Below are 21,962 nucleotides of genomic sequence, written 5' to 3'. Positions count from 1 at the left end.
AACAATCATTTGTTAAGGGAATGTCATCCTCATTTTAATTATTCATTAATATTGGGACATTCAAATTAAAACAATAATTTATTGTAAAATTAGGTTCTCACCAAATTTAGATACTATACTTGTAAGTACATTTCATATTTAATAAAGAACAAAGAGGTGACCAGATGTCGACACATAAGTTACAATTGCTTGTTACAAGTGATATTCATGGGTATATAATGCCTACAGCATATCGTGGTATGAATGAGCCGCTTGGACTTGCTCAATTAGCAACCAAAATTGAAGTGTTACGTTCAAACTATCCAACCATATTAATTGATAATGGAGATCTTATTCAGGGGAGTCCACTTACCTATTTCAAGCAAGCTTATCGCCCGTTAGAATCAAATCCGATTATTAAAGCTACCAACGAACTTAAATACGATGCGGCTATATTCGGTAATCATGAATTTAACTATGGAAGAGAAAATTTGGAAAGAATTATTGAGCAATCTGACTACCCTTGGCTCAGTTGTAATATTAGAAATGATGATGGTAACGCTTGGGTGAAACCATATGAGATATTTATAGTAGATGGTGTACGTATCGGAGTCATTGGAGTAACTACACATTTTATTACGATCTGGGAAGATCCAGCTCATCTAACTGGATTACAAATTGATGATGCACTAGCATCGGTAAGTTATTGGCTCGAGGTAATGAAGGAACAAGAAAAAGTGCATGTATCGGTTATTAGCTACCACGGCGGATTTTCTCATTCATTAGAGACAGGAGAATTAGAGGAGTCTGACTCTGGAGAGAATCAAGGCTATCAGATGTTGCAACAATTAGATTTTGATATATTGATTACTGGGCACCAGCATCGTGAGATCAGCTCAAAAGCATATGGAAAATCAATTGTGCAACCTGGATCAAGAGCTGTAAAAGTTGGTCAGATTATGATAGATATAACACTTGAAAATGATGAAGTTATTTTTATTCATCATGAACCGACTTTAATATCGCTTGATGAGCATGATCAACTTCATCCTAAAGTTGTTGCTTCAGTCTCCACCTTACACGAGGAGACAGAACAATGGCTCGATGAACCAATTGCCACTGTTCATGGAAATATGCTCTATGAGAATGCGATGGATGTACGCATTCATAAGCATCCATACGTACAATTTCTACAAGAGCTTCAGATGGATGTTACTGGTACTACTATCTCTTGCACTTCTCTATTTCACGATCAACCAGGAGGCTTTAAACCAATCGTTACTATGCGCGACATTGTAACCAATTATATATACCCTAACACGCTTAAAGTACTTGCTGTGACAGGTGAGCAGTTGATGTTAGCTTTAGAACAATGTGCGTCCTATTTCACATTGGAAAATGATCAAATCGCAGTAAATCCTTCATTCCTTTACCCAAAAGCACAACCATACAATTATGATATGTGGGAAGGGATTTATTACACGATGGATATATCGAAGCCAATTGGTTCTAGAATTGTTCAAGCAACTATTAATGAACTACCGATAAAACCTATGAAAACCTTCCATGTAGTAATGAATAATTATCGTGCCACTGGAGCCGGAAACTTTCCTTATTTTGCAAGTTGTCCTGTCATCTCGGATTTGCAAATTGATATGACGGAAGTGATTGCTACTTACTTACGTGAGCATCCTGTTATTCATGCTCATGTTGAGCAAAACTGGGATATTATTAAGTAGATCAACACAAAGAGGGCTAATATATCGTCATGATTAGTGACGACACATTAGCCCGCTCCCTGTTCTTATTGATTTGATAAGAGCTTTGGTCAGTATGTTGCTTCAAATTAGTTCTACCTTGGCAACACAATTAATTCTTTACTGCACCTTCAATTGATGAAAAGCTTTCTTGTGTCTTCTGCGAAATGCAAGAGGGGTAGTCACATCAACCGCAGCCTCTATTCTTTGCTTAGATGCTCCAACACAACGTTTACATACTTTGAGAACTGTACCATCTGATTTTCTCTGCGTATCAAGCAACTTTATTCTTGTAGCCAGACAGATTGGACAAGTACCACGACTTCGTGAAGGTTGTCTATATAATAATTTTCCTCGATTATTTTTCGCCATTATATTTCCCTCCAAACATTCAATTAGTATTCACACTCATTTAGTAGTGAATCTCTTATATTTAATGCGTTCATAGTCTAATATATTCCTACTTCACTAGATTTTTTGTAAGTGGAGTACTTACTTATTTAAACCAAAAAACAGTCTAATGTTTGAGGGAATCCTCAACATTAGACTGTTTTCATACGTAAGTGGTCATTTAATTAGTCGTGATATTCTTCAAGTCTTTCTAAGAACTTATTCGCAGTTAATTTCGGAGTGCCTGCATTGATACGATAAACTTCATCGCTTCCAGGCTTATTAATTCCTGGGCGAGTCGTAAAGAACAGCGTTACTCCTAGATCAGACAGCACTTTCTTAGCTTTTTCATTAAATGAACCATATGGGAATGCTATCATTTGATATTCATTGTTTAACTCTTCGTCTAACCGTTTCTCAATTTGAGATAAATCTTCAGTTATACGTGCAAGATATTCTTTATTCGTCTCTACTCTTCCTTTATCTGCAAGGTATAAAGGATTAGACAACATTGGACCAGTTTTGCTACCATCTTTATTAAGTGGTCCATAATTATGAAGATCATATGTGTGACTGTAGAAACTGTTTCCTTTTTCTTTTAATTTACGCATATCATCCCATGATAAGTGAGCAGTCTTTACATTATGTAGATCTGAGCTTGTACCAATAATGAAGTGCGTCGCAACCATTCCGTATTTTTCTAAGATTGGTATTGCGTACTGGCGGAAACTATCATAGCCATCATCAAATGTTATGACAACTGCGTTATTCGGTACTTTTTCTTTCTTCTTCATAAATTCAGCAAATTGCTCCACACTAATAACGTTATAACCCTTTTCATCTAATAATTTCATATGAGTGCCAAATCTAGCGGGAGAAATCGTTGCTCCACTTTCTGTTTCATCAATATGATGATACATAAGAACGATAACTTTGTTCTTATAATATATTTTTGCTTTTTTCATCTGACTAGCATAAACCTCTGGAATACAAATAATTAAAACTGCCAAAATAAGAATAATGATCGATGTTTTCTTTTTACTCAATGTCATTCACTCCATATTCCTTATTGAAAATTTTGGTACCTATCAAACCGGGCTTTCAGAACTTCCTCTACTTCTATAATTGAACCCCTTGTTCTTTCTCTACTAGGGTCTTCTTAGCCTTCCGCTTCGGTAAGTTACCGAATACAATCCAAGGTTGTGGAACAAATCTTGCGTATAAAGTCACGAACACCCATGATCCTACTAATGCTACTAAGAAACCATTTAGATACCATAGATGATGAAGATAGATATTACCTGATGTAGCTGGGAATTTACGATAGAACATCAAAATGAACGGATGGAAAAGGTATATCCCGAATGATAACTCACCTAATCTAGTAGCTAAGCCTCGTATAAAGGTTGGTAACTTGCGATACAATATAAATGAAAGTTGAAGCAATACAATTGCCGTTAATAATGCATGTAAGTTCCATACGAAATCCATCCATGTTGTATTATATTTAGCTGAATTTTGACGGATTTGATAGTAAATATGCACGTGATACAATCCAGCAATTAACCATAAACAAAGTGTAGATATCCATAATGTTAATCGCTTCTTCGTAACATTATCCTTCGCTACGATAATCCATCGTTTCAGCTCATTAAAGTAAATTCCGATATAAGCCCCCATAAAATAATACGAGAAATAACTTAATGACCAGCTACCTCTATTGTGTACTGGAACTGGAAGACCATAATCATGTCCAAACTTATTAATAATAATGAAGCTCCATTGTATAATTATCCCGATTGGGATTAGCCAATGTGTAAGTTTGGGAAACTTCTGAAATATGAAGAGAAAAATTGGAAACATTAAATAAAATTGAATACTAATATAGACAAAATACAAATGATCATGTGCTTTTCCTGTTATCAGTTGACCCCATAGCTTATTTAACAACTCACCTATTGAAAGTTCTGTTGAGCCAAGGAAATATTTCAAGAAGAAATAGAACAATGAGAACACAAGGTAAGGAATAATGATATAGAGTAATCTTTTCTTATAAAAACTCACCAATAATTCCTTCGTAATCGGCCTTGAGAAATAATTGTAAAACAATACAAAACTACTTAAGAAAATAAAGGTTGTAGTACCAAACTTCAAAAAGATATTAGCGAAATTGTATAGAAAGAATAGATTAGAATCTATCATCCCAGTACTTACCGCAACCGATGTCGAATGTACGGATAATACTCCAATGATCGCTATAGCTCTCACGATCGAAAGCTCAGGAATTGCACTATTTTTTTTCAATAAACTTGCATTCATATGTATTGCCCTTCTTTCTATTACTCGAACACTAGTAAAACATCTTGGTTAAATTGTTAAGTATTACCACGTATAATTATCGACCAATTTGTTATTTATGTCAAATAGAAGGAGCTAATGTAGTTAAAAACATTTATGTATGTATTCAAAAGTTAGTCATAAATAATGACATAGATGAACTTAAATGTGATTACTGTAAACGAAGCAATTAGTAAATCGAGGTTGATCTGAGGAATATTGAAATGGACAAACAGAAAAAAATCGCTTCATTATTTGGATATAGAAAAACCCCTTAAATAGACATTTCCATATTAAGAATGGATTTATCTACATAAGAGGATTGATGTTCGACTATTAGGTCAGTTATGGAATTGTAACCATATTATTTTCCTGTTCCTCGGTGTTGCTTAAGCAATTTAACTTCATGATCCGTTAATTCACGATATTTACCCAAAGGTAAGTTTGTATCTAGATGCAATGGTCCCATACTCAACCGTGTTAACGTCACAACTTGCTTTCCTACAGCAAGGAACATACGCTTCACTTGATGAAACTTCCCTTCTGTAATCGTAAGCTGTATTCGAGTACATGGCCCCTCATCAGACTGTGAACCCTCGAAGATCACCAGATGTGCTGGCTTTGTAACGTAACCATCATCTAGTGTTACACCTTGCTCGAAAGCGATCTTATCCGATTCATTAACTTCTCCAAGCACTAATGCTTCATAAGTTTTATCTACATGTTTTTTCGGAGACAGAAGTTCATGGGCAAGCTGACCATCATTAGTAAGTAATAATAATCCCGTAGTATCTTTATCCAAGCGTCCTACCGGAAAGGGACTTAACAAATTATCTTCATCTGAAAGTAGATCGATCACTGTACGCTCGCGACCATCCTCTGTAGCAGAGATAACACCTTGAGGCTTGTTCAACATAAGGTAAATGGTAGACTTATAATGTACTTGCTCCTCATCAAATGTGATAATTTGGATATTTGGTTGTACTATAATTCCACTATCTTTAACTTTTACACCATCAATGAATACACGACCTGCTTTTACTGCTTTTTTAATTTCACTACGCGTACCGTAGCCCGCATGAGAAAGTAGCTTGTCTATTCTTAGTTTTTCTAACACTATATCAGTCTCCATCCCGCTGGAAGTTCATTTTTGATCATACCATCTACATTTTTACCAAAACCTACAGGACAGTGGTCTACACAAATTAATACGTAACCATTCTGTTTAGCCCCATCCTTTATTATCAGTTGATCTGATTGTATAAAGATAGTTTCGCCTTTTAGATAACGTTGTAGCAAATCATCAGTACTTGTAAAATTAATACTTCTAATCGCTTCATCCTGCCTGATACCCATCGCTAAGGGATGAGAAGGTATGAACTTTCCGTTTTTCAATTCTCCGATATACCAACCTGCGCGCACGACTTTTAAGCCCGCTAATGAAGGCATACCCTCTGGTTGTAAGTATACACGATTTCCGTAACATACGGCTTCATAATTCAATTCAGGAACAATTGCTACCTGTTCCTGAGCAAATATGTTCCATATCTCATCAGGTGTAGCCTCTGCTTTTAATGATTTTCCATAATTAAGATTTTGTTTCTTCTTATCTTTTTCTTTATTGGATGGACGATCCCGGTAACCATTTTTTATAGATTTTGATTCATGCTTATCACGTTTTGTTACTGTATTATCTATATCTCGCCACATAATATGACGATTAATTTCACTATTTAATGAAGTTTCTGTAATATCTCTAGCTATACCATCACGTTTAAGAACAGCAACATAATGACCTTCGCCCTTCATGCGATGTGGCCATAGACGTATTGTCCCATCGATAGAATGTAATTGCTCTTGACTTAGTTGCTCCGATACTTCACTACTTACCCATTGATGTTTCCCATGAGCCCAACCCCAATTGTCTTCAACTTGTACTACTGTAAAATCGGGCTGTCTTGTGAGAAATCTCGCAATTTGCTCCTCATTCTCTTCTGGAGAAAATGTACAGGTTGAGTAGACGATTTGACCTCCGGGAGCAACCATCTTGGCTACATCGTCTAATATTTCTCGTTGCATACTACTACATCGATCAACTGAGAAATTTCCCCACTCTTCAATCATACTTTCGTTTTTGCGGAACATTCCTTCACCAGAGCAAGGGGCATCGATCAATACACGATCAAACCATTGTGGAAATTTCGTCGCGATCTGACTAGGGTGCTCATTCATTACAACCGCATTTCGAACTCCTGCTAATTCAATATTTTTAGCCAATACTTTCGTTCGTTCTGTGGCAATATCATTACTTACTATAATTCCTTGTCCTTGAAGCTTACTTGCTATTTGCGTAGATTTTCCACCAGGTGCTGCGCAGAGATCTAGGACACGTTGACCAGGTTGTACATCAAGAAGTTCTACAGGCACCATTGCGCTCGGTTCTTGAATATAATACATACCCGCGTGGTAATGAGGATGTTTTCCCGGACGATCTTGCTCTTCATAATAAAAAGCGTTATCTGTCCATAGGATCGGCTCAAGATGTTCTTGAAAAGGAGTGAGACCAAGCCATTGTTCATGACTTACTTTCAGTTCATTAACTCGAAGGCCATAATAACGTTGTTCATCGTACGATGACATAAAATTGTCATATTCATCGTCTAGTAAAAACTTCATCTTTTCTAGGAAAGACGCGGGAAGAGTGACACTCATGCAGTTGCCTCCAATAGTTTAGAAATATTTCATCTACGTATAAAATCGTGTATAATATAAAAAAGTAAGTAAGTAACAATAATACTTACATGTACTTGAAAAAAAGTTGGAGGGAATTATTACGTGAATACTAAAAAGAAAAAGAAATCAAACATGGTATTGGTCTACATCGGAATTATTGTTGTATTACTAGTAGGAATTTTTGCAATGGGTAAGCTAGAAAAGGACAATCCATTATACAATAAACCTGCCAATGAATTAAATACTGCAACGCGTGAATTACTTAACGATCCGAATTACCAGAATATTATTTTACCCGAAGAACTAGATCAAAAGATAGTGGACAAAGAAGATTTTGTTGTCTATATGTTCTCAGCTAGCTGTAGCTACTGCAAACAAACTACACCTGAGATTATGCCTATCGTTAATGAATTAGGCATGGACTTACCACAATTCAACTTATTAGAGTTCCCTAAATATCAAGCGAAATATGGCGTAGAATATACTCCAACACTAATCGCTTTCGAAGATGGCGTTGAAGTTGAGCGTCTTGTAGGCGGTGTCGTGGCGGAGGGATCTCCAGAAGGAGCTACACTTAGCGATTTCCGGACTTTCTTTGAAAAATATAATAAGTAAAGAGGATTTATAATGGAAACTAATGAACAAACGACAAATTCAGATCAAACACCATCTAAAGAGAGCAATTCCTCTTCATTCATGTATCTATTTCTTATCGGTTTCGCACTAATTACATTATTAGCTGCTTGCAGTATGGACAAAGAGGAACATATTCATACAGTTGGTTCCGAAACATGGGAAGCAACTACCTCAGCAGATGAACTGCCTACTTTTCTAAGTAATCATACTGAACATACTTCGGAGTTATATAGTCATGTTGGAGAACATGCGCATATGATGGGCGATCTCCCTTGCTATTGTGGCTGTATGGAGGGCACGGAGACAGATGAAGCGCATGATTCATTACTGAGGTGCTATTGGGCTGAACATCCCGCAGATGACGGAGCGGTGACATGGACTGATCATAGTACAACATGTGGCGTATGTAAGCATGAGATGGAAATGGTTATAGAAATGTCGAACAAGGGCAGTTCATTAGAAGAAGTTAAGCAAGCGATTGAAAAAGCATATAAGCAACCAGAGTGAAAAAAGCACCGCATCTGCCAATAACGGCGAATGCGGTGCTTTTTCACATCCAACATAGCAAATCCTGCTCGCATTGTTAGCGAACAGGAAAGATTATGAATTATGGTTCTTTTTCGCTTTCGCGACTTCTGCAGCAAGATCTAGTGAAAGTTGTTCCAATGCCCAGTAATCTTCAATATCAAAATATTCATTGAACTTATTTTGATATTGAGCAGCTAAGCGAACTTGATGGAAAGTATATAATTTCTGAATACCCCACAGTATTGACGCCACAACGTTCGAGTTATCTTCAAAACTGGTCTGAGCATCCAAAATTTCTTTACGAATACTTGTCATCTCATTATCTAACTGAGAAGCAGCCTCTGCAGCTTTTTGAAGACGTTGTTGAACATCCTCTGGCAATGCTTTTTTATATTTATAATTCAAGGAATGCTCAATTGTCGCCCAAAAATTCATAGCTAATGTACGTATTTGAATTTCTGCTAATATAAGAGTATGTCCCATTGCAGTTTGCACTGGGTATTCAATAATCATATGATAACTGCGATAACCACTTTCCTTATAATTAGCGATATAATCTTTCTCATACACCAGTTTCAAATCTTTGCGAGTACGAATCAGTGATGCTACTCGATAAATATCATCTACAAACTGACACATAATACGTATTCCCGCTATATCTTCTATCCCAAGATGAAGCCGATCTTCACTTACATTCAGACGTTTTGCTTTATCAAGAATGCTAGAAATTCTTTTCACACGCCCCGTAACAAATTCAATTGGCGTGTAGTCCTCTCTAGCTTTCAGTTCGGATCGCATCGTTTTTAGTTTAACTTTCAACTCTTCAACCGCTTGCTCGTACGGCTGCAGAAATAGGCTCCAATCTCTGCCGTCCATTTGGCCGCCTCCTGTTTTATCTATGATCTGCACCAATTGCTTCGACGATGTTGCTAAAGCCGTCTCTACGTAAGCATTCTTTCAAACCATCTGTTAGCTCTCGTAATACTTCTGGCCCTTTATATATCAAAGCCGTATATATTTCTACTAATGAAGCACCAGCACGAATCTTATCGTATGCATCTTGAGCAGTAAAGATTCCTCCTGATCCAATAATTGGGACATTTCCATTAGTTAACTGATACACTTTACGGATAACTTCAGTTGACCGATCACGCACAGGCACTCCACTTAAACCACCAGTTTCCCCTTGATTCTGATGAGTAAGTCCTTCGCGAGATAATGTTGTATTCGTAGCAATAATACCAGAAATTTGACTATTCTGGATCGTAGCAACGGTATGTTCTAATTGCTCATCTGACATATCTGGTGCAATCTTCACGAAAATCGGTTTGGCAGGTGCTTTACGTTTACGAGCCTGAATATCCATTTCTTCACATACATGAACTAATAAGTTATGTAATTCATTACCATGTTGTAATTCTCTAAGCCCTTGTGTGTTAGGTGAACTAATATTTACGACAAAGAAATCTCCATCATCATATAAAGTTCTAATACAAGAACAATAGTCTTCATGTGCTAATTCATTGGCTGTAACTTTATTTTTACCAATATTCACAGCTATCGGCATCTTATGTTGTTTACGACGTTGAAGTGATTTTGACATCGCTTCAGAACCTTCATTATTGAAACCCATACGATTAATAAGCGCCTCATCTGGAGGCAAACGGAACAAACGGGGTTGATCATTTCCAGATTGAGCTTTTGGAGTAACCGTCCCTACTTCAGCAAATGAGAATCCAATATTAGATAAACCATCAGTTGATACACCATTTTTATCTAAACCAGCGGCTAGCCCGACTGGATGTTCAAACGTTAAACCTAAAACATTCGATTTCAATTCAGGTGAAGGTTTTACACCGTACATTCCGTTCATAATGGCAAGTGTTCCTGGCACTTTACTACCCATTGCAAGTCCATCTATTACAAGATGGTGAGCCTTTTCAGGATCCATCTTAAAGAAAAAAGGTTTTAATACTTTACTATATAACATCTAGTCCACTCCGTTTCAGTATCACTGCTATAACAATAATTGTATCCTTTTTAGTACAAAAAAGAAAGTATTCTTAACTGGATTGACACAATGATGACGCTATCATGTTGCCAGTCCAACATAAAAGCATTACAATGGACATACAAGCATTGAGAAACCTCTACCCGAGGTAATTCAAGGATGAGTGACCACATTTATATGGTTGCTTTTATCGCCAAATAGAATTTGTCTAGCGCTACGCTCAGACATTATTAAATTCTATTGTGGACAAAAAAAGATATAGAAGGGTTGAATGAGTATGAGCGCACCTAAACGAAAACCAGCAACTATGAAAGTTAAACCAAAAGAAGAGGTAAACAAAAAAGCTCTATATTGGGTAATTGGCGTTGCAGTTGCCATCGTTGTCGTCATTGCTACTTTGCTTATTGTGTTCTCATAATTAATAATATGTATACATACGAACAGCCCTACTTCGAGAATGAAGTAGGGCTGTTGTTTTACGCTATACAATTAAGCGTTGAAAGGCTCGTCAGCAATGCGAATGGAATCTGTTGGACATCCGTCACAAGCATCCTGCATATCTTCAAACATATCTTCAGGGATTTCAATAACCCCTCTGTTAGCGTCGCCTTCAAAAATAACTTCTGCTAGACCCTCGTCATCGTAGTCATAGATGTCGGGAGCAGTTGCACCACAAGCACCACATGCGATACAAGTGTCTTTATCAACCCAAGTAAACTTAGCCAATGCCATTCCCTCCTAGTTCTATCACAGAAAGCAAAAATAAAATCATGCTGTATATATACCAAAAAATATTATACCACAAAAATATTTTATATGCTTACTTACTTTTATCTCGATCTTCATAATCTTTTTCAAGCTTTTGCAATGATGTTCCACGGATTTTTTTGTCTCGAATTAGACTAGAAGGATCATCACTTAACATCCCCGCAGTCAACACCGCACTTTCTCCGAATTTATCACGCAATTTGTCCATTACTTTCGTGAGTGCTTCCTTCTTCGGCTCTTCATTATAACTAAACAAATCTAGTTGTATAGCAGAAGATTGTAATGGTTGTAAATTTTGCAACGTAATCCCTAACAATCTCACAGGATCACCATATCGCCAATGCTGTGCGAACAATCGTTGCGCTTGCTTATGAATTTCTTCCATATTATGAGTTGGAGTGTCCATTGTATACGAACGAGTAATCGTCGTCATATCAGGCTTTCTTATCGTTATTTGTACTGTTCCTGCTACAAGACCTTGATGCCGTAACCTTCTTGATGTCTGATCTGCTAAGTTTAGTAATACGCGATTAATGTCTTCGCTATTCGTCAAATCTGCTGGTAATGTTGTCGTATGCCCGATCGACTTATTAACTTCCCGTTCCGATTTCACTTCATTATTATCTATACCATTAGCAGCGTCCTTCATCCATGCACCCATCACACCAAAAGACTTAAGTAATAATGATTCCTCTGTGCGAGCAAGCTCACCTATGGTATGAATATGAAGTTTTTTCAACTTCTCTGCTGTTTTCTGACCAATTCCGAATAATTCAACACAAGGCTTCTCCCATAATATATTTGGCACATCTCTTCGACGTAACACAGTAATACCATTGGGCTTCTTCATATCTGATGCCATCTTAGCTAATAACTTATTCGGAGCTACACCAATTGAACAAGGAAGATTCCATTCTTGCTTAATTCGCTTTTGAATTGTTTCAGCTATATGAAGTGGGGTGCCGAATAGTTTGGATCCAGTAATATCAAGATAACATTCATCAATCGAGACTTGTTCAATAAGCGGTGTATATTGATTCGCTATAGACATAAACCCTTTGGAATAACGACGATACAGATCGAAATTCGGTGTAATGAGGATAAGGTTAGCATCAATACGTAGTGCTTCCCGCACATTCATCCCTGTACGAATGCCGAGTTTTCTAGCTGCGTATGAACAGGTAACAATAATACCTTTTCTCTTCTCAACACTCCCAGAAACGGCTGTAGCTTTGCCTGCAAAAATCTCAGGCTCTTCTGCCTCATGTACAGAGCAATAAAAAGCATTCATATCTAAATGTAGTATTACTCTGCCATTTGAGGGATAATGTCCATTAACATCATTCATTTAATCCACCACCATTTTGATAACAGGTATGCAAACCGATCATTATATTATAGAATTAGCATAGACAACCAATTCGATTGAGTCAATATGGATAAAAGACAACTTTTCCACATATCATTTTATACAGCTGATAACTAAAGCTTCGATGTCGAATAAACCTCGGTAGCATTAGCATCGTTATCAAAGTCTGCTTTTTGAACTACCTCTTATATTGAAGGTTCAATAAGCGGGCTTTAAGAATCGAGAAGATGGAGCGCTACTTGTGGGAGGAGGAAACGCAAGTGTACGTAGTTGGTACATGCGTACCGGACTTCCCGAGTTCGCTTCCTCTTCGATGTCGACTAAACCTCGGCAGTACTAGCATCGTTATCAAAGTCTGCTTTTTGAACTACCTCTTATAGTGGAGATAGTGCTATAATACGTAAATACAATCAATGTTTGTTATCATTTAAGGAGGCGTCAATCTTAATTATGTCATCTAAAATATTCATTTTCGATACGACGCTGCGCGACGGCACACAAGGTGAAGGTATTAGCCTGTCCGCAGATGATAAACTTAAAATCGCTCAAAAACTCGACTCTTTAGGAGTTCACTATATTGAAGGTGGAAATCCAGGCAGTAATGGAAAAGACATTGAATTTTTCCAACGGGTAAAATCGTTGAAATTGAATGCCAAACTTACTGCTTTTGGTAGTACTCGTCGTAAGAATAGTATTGCCGAACATGATGCGAGTCTCCTTAGAATTATTGAGTCTGGTGTTCCTGCAGCAACGCTAGTGGGAAAAGCATGGGATTTCCATGTACATATTGCACTACAAACAACACTCGAAGAAAACTTAGCGATGATCCAAGACTCTTTCGCTTTTCTGAAGCGCAATAGTATGGAAGCGATGTATGATGCAGAACATTTCTTCGATGGATATAAGAATAATCCAGAATATGCAATTGCAGCATTAAAAAGTGCCCAAGCTGGTGGAGCGGATTGGCTAGTTCTGTGTGATACGAATGGTGGAACATTACCGAATGAAATCGCTGAAATTGTCTCTAGAGTAACAGCTGAGCTTGATGTTCCGATTGGTATTCACACTCATAATGACTGCGAGCTTGCCGTTGCTAATACACTTGCTGCAGTTGGTGCTGGAGCAACTCAAGTTCAAGGTACTATCAATGGCTACGGTGAGCGTTGTGGTAATGCCAATCTTTGTTCGATTATTCCTAATCTTCAATTGAAAATGAACTACGATTGTCTTCCTGATAATAAAATCAGTACATTAACAAATACTGCACGTTATATTAGTGAAATTGCAAACGTTCATATGCCTGTTGGTCAAGCCTATGTAGGTAATGCTGCATTCGCACATAAAGGCGGAATTCATGTTTCGGCTATAATGAAAGATTCAAAAACATACGAGCATATTCAACCTGAATTAGTAGGCAATAAGCAACGTGTACTTGTTTCAGAACTGGCTGGGCAAAGTAACATTATTTCTAAAGCATCTGCACTTGGACTTAATGTTAATACTAATAATGAAAAAACAAAAGAAATTATGGATCATATTAAAGAATTAGAGCATGAAGGGTATCAATTCGAAGCTGCTGATGCTTCTCTTGAATTGTTACTTAGAAAAGCTTTCGGTGACTGGAAACCTGCTTTCCATGTAGATTCTTTCAAAATCCATAGTGAAAATAAAAACAATATTATGATTTCAGAAGCTATCGTGAAAATTACAGTTGATGGAAAACAAATATATACTGTTGCCGAAGGTAATGGACCTGTGAACGCCCTGGATACTGCGCTTCGTAAAGCACTTGTTCAACATTACCCTGATATTGAACATGTTCATCTGACAGATTATAAAGTTCGCGTAATTGATGAAAAAGATGCTACAGCTGCTAAAGTCCGTGTATTAATTGAATCTACAGGTAAATTGAATAGTTGGAATACCGTCGGCTTATCCGGTAATGTTATTGATGCGAGTTGGGCCGCGATCGTTGACAGCTTCCACTATGCATTGATTAGTTTGGAAAAAGCTACTATTAACTCCTTGCCTAATGCTACATTAGAGCATGCTGGCCTTGCGAACCTATAATAGATTAAGCTTGGATCTCTCAAATGAGATTCAAGCTTTTTATTTTAAATTATCAATTCCTTTTCTTGCTGTTTGGAGCTAGGTAATTGCATCGCACAGATTAAACTTATTCCATAACTCAGAGCAAACAGTAAAAATGAAAATGAACGATACGAGCTATTGACGATAGTAGTTGCTACGACTGGAGCTAGTGCAGCTCCAAGAAAAAGAATACATGTATATAACGATGTCGATAGTCCACGATGTAACGATCCATATATTCCTACTAAAGCAATGACAACTGGAACCAACCACGCAATAGAAAAAGTAAAAACGATACTTATCAATATATACACAATCAACTGTTGTTCAAACGTTAACAGCAGTAAAGCCAGAATAGCGAGTGATAACGCAAATCGCAGCATTGTTACTAGTGACAAAGGTATATAACGTACAAATGGACAGATGAGCATTCCAATCGCACCATATGCCCGAAACCACAGAATTTGAGAGCTTGATAATTGGTATTGCAGTACATCTGCTAAGATCGTATAACAGCCTACAAAGCCAAATAAGACTGTAAACGTAATTACGTATATCAGCATCAATCTTTTGCTTTGAAAGTCTTTAGCTGCGCTAACAATACGCTCTAGCCTATTGTTCCACGAGGGACGTTTCACTAACTGAACCGAACAATCAGCTTCAGCACTCAATTTATCCCTCGATCTAAACTCTATGTTAGGTAACCATAACATTACAATCAATGCTAGTAAGCCATAAATGACTCCCATCCAGCTATATAGTTGTTGCCAGTAATAATAAGTTGCAAAAAAACTTGAAACGAGCTGCCCTACTATTCCTCCAAGCAGAAAACCCATACTTATATAACCAACGACGAGAACTCTCTTTGGCAATGGAAATCGTTCTGCAACATAGGTAAGTGCCACCGGAGAAAAGCTTGCAGCAGCAGCACCTTGTAAGCCACGTAATACTAGAAATTGATCATATTCTTTCACAAAATAGCAACAAATTGTAATGATGGATAAAGAAACTAGACCAATGACTATGATAGGTTTACGACCGTAATAATTAGAGATAGGCCCGTACACTAGGCAGCCTAGAGCAAAACATATAGAAAATATAGCACTACTCCATGCCGCGTCAATATCAGTAATATTCCATGCCAATTTCAATTCAACAATAATCGGTACAGTGAAATAAACAGCTGATAATACGAATAATGCTGGAAAAAATAGAACTAGTATTATGACCGTATCGTAATTATTACGATTTTTAGATATGGTTTGATCGCTCTTACTTTCCATCAGATCCACCTACTTACTATTCCTATTATGTAGTAGCCTATTCACCGTGCTTAAGAAATGGAACACTTTGTTATAAACGCAAAAAAGAGTTATTTCATTGTCATATAAAAAAACAATGAAACAACTCTTTATCTACAATTTCGAAGATCACTACGCAAATATGGCTATCAGAACTTGTTATGGAATAAGGATAACTTACATGTATTGCTCAATAATTCTTTCCCATTGTTCTAATGTAATGACTCCGTTAATGCGTTCACGAATAACACCATCTCGATCAACTAAAAAACTTGTTGGGAATGTTCCTACTTTATATAAATTTGTAATATCACCTTCACGATCAAATAATATATCAAATGTAAACCCTTGGTCTTCTACAAATTGTCTTGCTTGGCGTTCACGATCATCATTAGTAGCATTCACACCATATAGAACTAGAGAATCACTATACTTCTCATGAATTTTCTGTAGATCTGGCGCTTCAAGTTCACAAGGACCACACCACGATGCCCAAAAATTAATCAATTGTAACTTAGGTTGAGCTGATCCAAAACTTATCATTTGATCATTAATATCAGGAAGTTGTTGCGTCGGTGACAATTGTCCTGCTTTTGGTTTGAAATCTTGTAGCGATACACCACCGTTAGAAAGCATAGCTTCCGACTTACGCCCATCTATGTAATTATAAATTCCCAAACTAGCAAGCAACAGTGATACAACAATAATGGAATATATTCTTTTCATGTCGTCCCTTTCCTATAGCCAGTACTCTATTCTTATCCTATCATGAGTTGCAATTGGCAACAAGATAACGATATTGCAGAATGATGAACATAACTCTATTGTTAACCGTGCAAGTGATCGTTATACTAATGTACAATAATAAGACCTGAGGTGAACAAATTGAATACACTCACAATGACATCATCATGCTACAAGGAAATAATAGCTTATGGATACACACAACTGCCCTATGAGTCTTGCGGTGTATTAGCTAGCAGCGATGGAAAGTATATTGATTCATTTATTCCGATCATAAATGATCATCCTAACCCGTTGCACTACTTTTCATTCCAACCTCAATCATGGATCCATACACTTTATAAGCTACAACATGCTGACTTACAATTGATTGGATATATGCATACACATCCGAATGAAGATGCTATTCCTTCATCTTCAGACATTATAGGTTTTGACGAGCAAAGCAAGCCACTACTATGCATTGTTAGTTATAAACAAAAAGATAGCCCCTATATTCGATTGTATCAGCAGATGCCGACCAAAGGAATGAAAGACTATCCATTAGTGTTGACTTAAATAGGCGTAAACATCACCTAGTGTTACTATATTTTTTTTGAGTGATATTTTATCCATATATATATTCCATAACTTTGCCGTCATAATTGAATCTTCTAATGCATGATGGCGATTAGTGATTGGAATGTCATTACGAAGCAATAATGTATCAAGGTCATATTGAGGTAGTCCAGGCTCAAGCCATTTTGCGAGCATAATCGTATCAATAACTCTATGATTTAAGTTTGTCTTAGAGGTACGCCATAATGCTTGATTTAGAAATTGCTTATCATGTCCTGAAGCATGAGCAACAAGTATTCGTTTTCCGATAAAGGACATAAAACTGCTTAATACTTGTATGAGATCAGGGGCATCCTTAACCATTTCATTACTAATTCCTGTTAGTTCCGATATATTAGGTGGGATATTCCTCTTAGGATTAACTAAAGAGTAGAAACTTTCTTCTTCAATAACTTCACCACCACGAACACTAACTGCACCGAATGAAATGATTTCATCACCATTGTTTGGACTAAACCCCGTTGTTTCCAAATCAAACACAACAATTTCTAAACTCTCTAACGTCGCATCAAGCGCTGAGGTTCTGCGTTGCTCGCGATTCATATTCCGAATCTGTGCCATATGCTGAGCATTTTGTGACCCGAGCATCGAGGCGATAGCAGGTGTAAAGCCACCTGTTCGATATAAATTCCACATTCTGCCAACGCCATTAGGCTCTTTCATCGTTTACACCGTCCTACTTTAACCTACCAAATTCTCTTAGAACATGCCTTTGTATTTCTTTTCCTATTTTTAAATTCTTCTTGAGATCTCGTATTTCATCAGAATCCAACTTTTTCGGATTAAGTTTGCTATAACCTTCATAATATCCCGCCTCCATACGATGCCCCGCTCTCAACCGCAAGCTCAACATCTGTAAAAAGGCCTCTCTATATTGTCGATATTCACTCACCGAGATAACCTCTTTATCAAATAAGCTATCAATTCGACTAAGCGTTGATGTACTAGTAACATGATTATTCAATGCTAACCAACGAATGGAATTAACAATCGGTATGTATGCGCCATATTTGACATCTATACTACCAACATGATCACCATATCGATCAGTAATAAATTGACCGAAAACACCAACTAACATTTTGTACTGTACTGTATTATCAATCATTCTTTCCATAATAGTAACATGTCGAAATAATCCTAATTTGTAATAGTCTCGTATACTATCAAAGAGTTGAGTATTACCAGAAATACATCTCGCATCTGCACAGATAAGCAAATAACGAATGGACTCCCAAGAGGCATCAGTAAACCAATTTTCCAACTTATCTTTCCATTCGGTTTCTGATTGACACCACATTAGCTCATTACTTTGAACTTTTCCATCACACGGTGGATAGCCCAGCTGTTTCAACATTTCTACTACGCGTCCCGAGAAAACGATAAAATATTGCTTCACTTCCTCATTGTCCAGAACATCTTCGTAGATGAGGGCACTATCTTGATCACTTGCTAGCGTCTGCTCACTTCTACCGCCACTTCCAAGCAATAGATATGAATATGAGGTAGGAGGGGGCCCGAAGCCCTCCCCTACCATCCTTAATTCTGCTAATGCAACGGTTTTCCTAATTAGAGTATCATGTACATCATTGATATGAAAATTCCATTGTTCAATGTCATATGCGCCATGCAGTTGCTCAATATGCCCTGTTGATTGTTGAAATTGATCTCTCAAGCCACGTAGTTGCATTATATTTTTTGCACTCGAAATCTCATCTTTCAGCTTAGCAAATTTAGCAAGTTCCAACTCTATCGACTCCTCATACAACCGTAGTCATTATATTAGTATTATGCTTTTTCACTTTTCGTTAATTGCTCAGGATATCCATATACACCATGTTCAGACAAGTCAAGACCAACAATCTCTTGCTCTTCAGTAACACGGAAGCCCATTACTTTTTTCATAATTCCAAGTACGATGAATGAAGAAACGGCAACGAATACTCCAGCAAATACAACAGACTCAATTTGTACCCATAGTTGCTTGAAGCTACCTGTATCGATCAAACCACCTTGACCAATACCAACTTTTTCAGCAAGTGCTTGAGTAGCGAAGATACCGTTAGCAATCGTACCCCACACACCAGCCATACCGTGAACAGAAAGTGCATAGATTGGATCATCAATTTTAAGTTTTTCAAACATTTTAACACTATAGAACACTAGTACACCAGCGATTAGTCCGATAACTGCAGCAGCCCAAGGATCTACGAACGCACAAGAGGCTGTAATTGCTACCAAACCACCAAGTACACCGTTAAGCATTGATGTAATATCAGCTTTACCACTTACTGCCCATGAGATTAATAGTGCAGAAACACCACCAGCGCCTGCTGCAATCATTGTAGTGAAACCAACGTAAGCGAAGAATCCATCGCCAATTGCTACAGTAGATCCAGCATTGAATCCAAACCAACCTACCCAAAGTAGAAGAACTGATAGCGCTGTAAATACTTGGTTATGTCCTAGAATTTCATTTGGAGAACCATCTTTGTTGAATTTACCAATACGAGGTTTAAGTAAAATCGTTGCTACAAGAGCCGCTACTGCACCTGATAAATGAACTACTGTTGAGCCCGCAAAATCTTGTGCACCATGTTCAGCTAACCAACCGCCACCCCAAATCCAGTGCGCTACAATCGGATAAATAAATGACACATAGAACAATGTGAATATGACATATGAACCTAATTTAGCTCGTTCCGCAAATCCACCCCATGCAATAGAAAGCGAAATTGCTGCGAAAGCTAATTGGAATAAGAAGAATACTGATGCTGGAAAACTTTCTCCCTCAAGAACTTCTGTTGCAGGAGAGAAGAAGAATTCACCCCAACCCATAAACCCATTAATACCACTAGAACCAAATGCTACACCATAACCTACTGCCCAATAAACAATTGCTGCTAAACCTACTGTGAAAATTGTTTTACCTGCTACATGCCCTGCATTTTTCATTCGAGTGGAACCAGCTTCTAGTAGAATGAACCCACCTTGCATCAATAATACTAGGATGAATGCCAGCATGATCCAAAGCGAATCTAATCCCATAGTAAGGTTTGCAATATCTGCTTCAGATGCGTATGCTGCAAGCGGGAAGATCATCGATATCAACCCTAAAGCCAGTAATGTTTTTTTAATCATAACAACCACTCCTCAATATGATGTAATGTTATCTAACATATTCCGTAAGAATTAATGTTATTGTATCGTTGATGGGGTGGGAAAAGAATATATTTTGTGTATTGATATTTGCACTATTATGCATAACAAGAAAAATCATTAAAGAAATCCATCATTACCTAACATAATGCAATATTATTCTACAAGAACCGTATGAGCCTTCCACCAATTCATTTTCTACACCTTCTAATATTTAGCGTTTACTTATTAATATCTATTGCACTTTATTGCTATTGGGAACATAATCGGAGGAGATTCTTCTGTTATTAGAATTAATCGAATATTTTTAATTCACTATTATATGAAGAGACGTTTGACGAGAACCACCCTTTACTATTAAAATCAGTAGAGAGGCTACAACGAAGGACGGTGAAACTCTTGAAAGAAGCAATATTATATCGAATTGGTGAACTCTCGAAACTTGCGAATATTAGCCCTCGAACGATTGATTACTATACATCTATCGGACTTATACTACCTACAATGCGCTCAGATAATAAGTATCGTTTGTATAATGTTGAAACCTTGCACCGATTAGAACGTATTGAATCATTAAAAAAAGATAAACATACGTTAGATGAGATAAAAGAGATTTTGGCACAATGGGAGAGCATCACTTCTCAAAAGAACTTAAGTTTAAAACTTTCAGAACTCGAACAACAACTCTCTGTGCTTCAGCGTGAAGTAAAGCAATTAGAGCCAGTTCTGGATCAACTTAAGCCAAAGCAAGCAAAACACCTCTATACTCGATTGTTACCTCAAACAGCAGCTTGTATAGAAGCTTTGATGCTATTAATGAACAAAAGCTCACTTATGTAACGTATTCATCTTGAACATGGAGGAATTTCAAATGATGATAATTCTCATTATTTTGGCCTTTGGATTGACGATTTGGGCACAATTCAAAGTAAAAGGTACATTTAAGAAATGGTCAACTGTTGCAACTTCTAGTGGATTGACCGGTTATCAAGCTGCTCGACGTATGTTAGATAGTAACGGATTACAACACATCCCAATCGAGCCGGTTGCTGGTTCACTAACAGATCATTATGATCCTATTAATCGTGTAGTAAGATTATCTGAACCCGTATATTACGAAACATCAATAAGTGCTATTGCAGTAGCTTGTCATGAGATTGGTCACGCTATTCAACATAAAGAATCATATCCATTCTTAGTAGCACGTCACAAAATTTTCCCAATAGTAAATTTCGCTTCTGGTGTAGCACCATTTCTATTAATCGCCGGTTTTCTTTTCCAAATGATGGGCCTCGCTCAACTTGGTGTAGTCTTCTTCGCTTGTACGGTATTGTTCCAAGTTATTACATTACCTGTTGAATTCAACGCAAGTAATCGAGCAAGAGATGTGATGATATCTGAAGGATTTATTCGTAGTGACGAAGAAAAAGGCGTAGCTAAAGTGCTTAACTCTGCTGCTCTTACATATGTTGCAGCAGCACTACTTTCACTTCTAGAGCTTATCCGTTATGTACTGATCGTTACTCAAAATCGCGAATAAT

At 37.3% G+C, this 21,962-nt stretch carries 22 protein-coding genes; 8 read left to right on the top strand and 14 right to left on the bottom strand.

Annotated elements, in window-relative coordinates:
* Window positions 1-164: 164 nt before the first annotated feature.
* Window positions 165-1,718, top strand: coding sequence for a bifunctional metallophosphatase/5'-nucleotidase (locus NV377_RS17620; RefSeq protein ID WP_258202108.1), 1,554 nt, complete (start codon window positions 165-167; stop codon window positions 1,716-1,718).
* A 138-nt stretch (window positions 1,719-1,856) separates the two neighbouring features.
* On the opposite strand, the gene NV377_RS17615 is transcribed toward NV377_RS17620, so the two are convergent.
* From NV377_RS17615 to NV377_RS17595, 5 genes are all read right to left on the bottom strand, one after another.
* Entirely contained in the window at window positions 1,857-2,108 is a 252-nt protein-coding gene (locus NV377_RS17615; RefSeq protein ID WP_258202107.1) for a hypothetical protein, read from the bottom strand.
* Window positions 2,109-2,311: 203 nt separating this feature from the next.
* The gene (locus NV377_RS17610) at window positions 2,312-3,172 is read right to left on the bottom strand and encodes a polysaccharide deacetylase family protein (RefSeq protein ID WP_258202106.1); all 861 of its coding nucleotides are present in this window, start codon (window positions 3,170-3,172) and stop codon (window positions 2,312-2,314) included.
* A 73-nt stretch (window positions 3,173-3,245) separates the two neighbouring features.
* Complete coding sequence (locus tag NV377_RS17605) at window positions 3,246-4,445, bottom strand: acyltransferase (RefSeq protein ID WP_258202105.1); 1,200 nt, start codon at window positions 4,443-4,445, stop codon at window positions 3,246-3,248.
* Between the two features lie 382 nt (window positions 4,446-4,827).
* Window positions 4,828-5,580, bottom strand: a complete 753-nt coding sequence (locus NV377_RS17600) for a pseudouridine synthase (protein WP_258202104.1) — start codon at window positions 5,578-5,580, stop codon at window positions 4,828-4,830.
* Window positions 5,580-7,175, bottom strand: coding sequence for an RsmB/NOP family class I SAM-dependent RNA methyltransferase (locus NV377_RS17595; protein WP_258202103.1), 1,596 nt, complete (start codon window positions 7,173-7,175; stop codon window positions 5,580-5,582). The genes NV377_RS17600 and NV377_RS17595 overlap by 1 nt, the downstream gene beginning before the upstream one ends.
* Before the next feature lie 123 nt (window positions 7,176-7,298).
* On the opposite strand from NV377_RS17595, the gene NV377_RS17590 reads away from it, so the two are divergent.
* Together NV377_RS17590 and NV377_RS17585 are read left to right on the top strand one after the other, a co-directional pair.
* Entirely contained in the window at window positions 7,299-7,811 is a 513-nt protein-coding gene (locus tag NV377_RS17590; RefSeq protein WP_258202102.1) for a thioredoxin family protein, read from the top strand.
* A gap of 12 nt (window positions 7,812-7,823) precedes the next feature.
* The gene (locus NV377_RS17585) at window positions 7,824-8,339 is read left to right on the top strand and encodes a PCYCGC motif-containing (lipo)protein (protein ID WP_258202101.1); all 516 of its coding nucleotides are present in this window, start codon (window positions 7,824-7,826) and stop codon (window positions 8,337-8,339) included.
* A 93-nt stretch (window positions 8,340-8,432) separates the two neighbouring features.
* On the opposite strand, the gene yjbM is transcribed toward NV377_RS17585, so the two are convergent.
* Together yjbM and NV377_RS17575 are read right to left on the bottom strand one after the other, a co-directional pair.
* On the bottom strand, window positions 8,433-9,236 hold the full coding sequence (gene yjbM / locus NV377_RS17580) for a GTP diphosphokinase (RefSeq protein ID WP_258202100.1): 804 nt from the start codon (window positions 9,234-9,236) through the stop codon (window positions 8,433-8,435).
* Between the two features lie 16 nt (window positions 9,237-9,252).
* On the bottom strand, window positions 9,253-10,350 hold the full coding sequence (locus NV377_RS17575; protein WP_258202099.1) for a quinone-dependent dihydroorotate dehydrogenase: 1,098 nt from the start codon (window positions 10,348-10,350) through the stop codon (window positions 9,253-9,255).
* 298 nt (window positions 10,351-10,648) lie between these two features.
* On the opposite strand from NV377_RS17575, the gene NV377_RS17570 reads away from it, so the two are divergent.
* Window positions 10,649-10,789 (top strand): hypothetical protein, encoded by a 141-nt coding sequence (locus tag NV377_RS17570; RefSeq protein WP_258202098.1) that lies wholly within the window; start codon window positions 10,649-10,651, stop codon window positions 10,787-10,789.
* A gap of 71 nt (window positions 10,790-10,860) precedes the next feature.
* Here the strand turns inward: NV377_RS17570 and NV377_RS17565 are convergent, their stop codons facing one another.
* Window positions 10,861-11,097, bottom strand: coding sequence for a ferredoxin (locus NV377_RS17565; protein ID WP_258202097.1), 237 nt, complete (start codon window positions 11,095-11,097; stop codon window positions 10,861-10,863).
* A gap of 94 nt (window positions 11,098-11,191) precedes the next feature.
* The gene (locus NV377_RS17560) at window positions 11,192-12,487 is read right to left on the bottom strand and encodes a DNA polymerase IV (RefSeq protein ID WP_258202096.1); all 1,296 of its coding nucleotides are present in this window, start codon (window positions 12,485-12,487) and stop codon (window positions 11,192-11,194) included.
* Window positions 12,488-12,958: 471 nt separating this feature from the next.
* Here NV377_RS17560 and cimA point away from each other — a divergent pair, with 471 nt between their 5' ends.
* The gene (cimA, locus tag NV377_RS17555; protein WP_258202095.1) at window positions 12,959-14,578 is read left to right on the top strand and encodes a citramalate synthase; all 1,620 of its coding nucleotides are present in this window, start codon (window positions 12,959-12,961) and stop codon (window positions 14,576-14,578) included.
* Between the two features lie 44 nt (window positions 14,579-14,622).
* Here cimA and NV377_RS17550 read toward each other — a convergent pair whose 3' ends face one another.
* Both NV377_RS17550 and NV377_RS17545 read right to left on the bottom strand, forming a co-directional pair.
* On the bottom strand, window positions 14,623-15,882 hold the full coding sequence (locus NV377_RS17550) for an MFS transporter (RefSeq protein ID WP_258202094.1): 1,260 nt from the start codon (window positions 15,880-15,882) through the stop codon (window positions 14,623-14,625).
* Between the two features lie 195 nt (window positions 15,883-16,077).
* Complete coding sequence (locus NV377_RS17545; protein ID WP_258202093.1) at window positions 16,078-16,626, bottom strand: TlpA family protein disulfide reductase; 549 nt, start codon at window positions 16,624-16,626, stop codon at window positions 16,078-16,080.
* Between the two features lie 159 nt (window positions 16,627-16,785).
* Here NV377_RS17545 and NV377_RS17540 point away from each other — a divergent pair, with 159 nt between their 5' ends.
* Window positions 16,786-17,202: a M67 family metallopeptidase gene (locus NV377_RS17540; RefSeq protein ID WP_258202092.1), complete on the top strand. Its 417-nt coding sequence runs from the start codon at window positions 16,786-16,788 to the stop codon at window positions 17,200-17,202.
* Here NV377_RS17540 and NV377_RS17535 read toward each other — a convergent pair.
* Genes NV377_RS17535 through NV377_RS17525 form a run of 3 tightly spaced genes read right to left on the bottom strand, consistent with a single transcriptional unit; the run spans window position 17,188 to window position 20,403 of the window.
* The gene (locus NV377_RS17535; RefSeq protein ID WP_258202091.1) at window positions 17,188-17,925 is read right to left on the bottom strand and encodes an exonuclease domain-containing protein; all 738 of its coding nucleotides are present in this window, start codon (window positions 17,923-17,925) and stop codon (window positions 17,188-17,190) included. The two genes, NV377_RS17540 and NV377_RS17535, sit on opposite strands and share 15 nt — an antisense overlap.
* 13 nt (window positions 17,926-17,938) lie before the next feature.
* Complete coding sequence (locus NV377_RS17530) at window positions 17,939-19,009, bottom strand: DUF294 nucleotidyltransferase-like domain-containing protein (RefSeq protein ID WP_258202090.1); 1,071 nt, start codon at window positions 19,007-19,009, stop codon at window positions 17,939-17,941.
* A 41-nt stretch (window positions 19,010-19,050) separates the two neighbouring features.
* Window positions 19,051-20,403, bottom strand: a complete 1,353-nt coding sequence (locus NV377_RS17525) for an ammonium transporter (RefSeq protein WP_258202089.1) — start codon at window positions 20,401-20,403, stop codon at window positions 19,051-19,053.
* 417 nt (window positions 20,404-20,820) lie between these two features.
* Between NV377_RS17525 and NV377_RS17520 the strand changes: the two genes are divergently transcribed.
* Together NV377_RS17520 and NV377_RS17515 are read left to right on the top strand one after the other, a co-directional pair.
* On the top strand, window positions 20,821-21,261 hold the full coding sequence (locus NV377_RS17520) for a MerR family transcriptional regulator (protein ID WP_258202088.1): 441 nt from the start codon (window positions 20,821-20,823) through the stop codon (window positions 21,259-21,261).
* A 31-nt stretch (window positions 21,262-21,292) separates the two neighbouring features.
* Window positions 21,293-21,961, top strand: coding sequence for a zinc metallopeptidase (locus tag NV377_RS17515; protein ID WP_258202087.1), 669 nt, complete (start codon window positions 21,293-21,295; stop codon window positions 21,959-21,961).
* Window position 21,962: the final 1 nt, after the last annotated feature.

The organism is Paenibacillus endoradicis (genome assembly GCF_024721975.1).
Note: the sequence above shows the minus strand (reverse complement) of the source record. Positions and strands in the feature narration are given on the sequence as shown.

What these genes read in the sequence shown, in the direction of transcription:
- NV377_RS17575 (WP_258202099.1), bottom strand. Translation starts at nt 10,350, where the DNA reads ATGTTATATAGTAAAGTATTAAAACCTTTTTTCTTTAAGATGGATCCT.
- NV377_RS17570 (WP_258202098.1), top strand. Translation starts at nt 10,649, where the DNA reads ATGAGCGCACCTAAACGAAAACCAGCAACTATGAAAGTTAAACCAAAA.
- NV377_RS17515 (WP_258202087.1), top strand. Translation starts at nt 21,293, where the DNA reads ATGATGATAATTCTCATTATTTTGGCCTTTGGATTGACGATTTGGGCA.
- NV377_RS17535 (WP_258202091.1), bottom strand. Translation starts at nt 17,925, where the DNA reads ATGAAAGAGCCTAATGGCGTTGGCAGAATGTGGAATTTATATCGAACA.
- NV377_RS17525 (WP_258202089.1), bottom strand. Translation starts at nt 20,403, where the DNA reads ATGATTAAAAAAACATTACTGGCTTTAGGGTTGATATCGATGATCTTC.
- NV377_RS17545 (WP_258202093.1), bottom strand. Translation starts at nt 16,626, where the DNA reads ATGAAAAGAATATATTCCATTATTGTTGTATCACTGTTGCTTGCTAGT.
- yjbM (WP_258202100.1), bottom strand. Translation starts at nt 9,236, where the DNA reads ATGGACGGCAGAGATTGGAGCCTATTTCTGCAGCCGTACGAGCAAGCG.
- NV377_RS17620 (WP_258202108.1), top strand. Translation starts at nt 165, where the DNA reads ATGTCGACACATAAGTTACAATTGCTTGTTACAAGTGATATTCATGGG.
- NV377_RS17585 (WP_258202101.1), top strand. Translation starts at nt 7,824, where the DNA reads ATGGAAACTAATGAACAAACGACAAATTCAGATCAAACACCATCTAAA.
- NV377_RS17615 (WP_258202107.1), bottom strand. Translation starts at nt 2,108, where the DNA reads ATGGCGAAAAATAATCGAGGAAAATTATTATATAGACAACCTTCACGA.
- NV377_RS17550 (WP_258202094.1), bottom strand. Translation starts at nt 15,882, where the DNA reads ATGGAAAGTAAGAGCGATCAAACCATATCTAAAAATCGTAATAATTAC.
- cimA (WP_258202095.1), top strand. Translation starts at nt 12,959, where the DNA reads ATGTCATCTAAAATATTCATTTTCGATACGACGCTGCGCGACGGCACA.
- NV377_RS17595 (WP_258202103.1), bottom strand. Translation starts at nt 7,175, where the DNA reads ATGAGTGTCACTCTTCCCGCGTCTTTCCTAGAAAAGATGAAGTTTTTA.
- NV377_RS17605 (WP_258202105.1), bottom strand. Translation starts at nt 4,445, where the DNA reads ATGAATGCAAGTTTATTGAAAAAAAATAGTGCAATTCCTGAGCTTTCG.
- NV377_RS17560 (WP_258202096.1), bottom strand. Translation starts at nt 12,487, where the DNA reads ATGAATGATGTTAATGGACATTATCCCTCAAATGGCAGAGTAATACTA.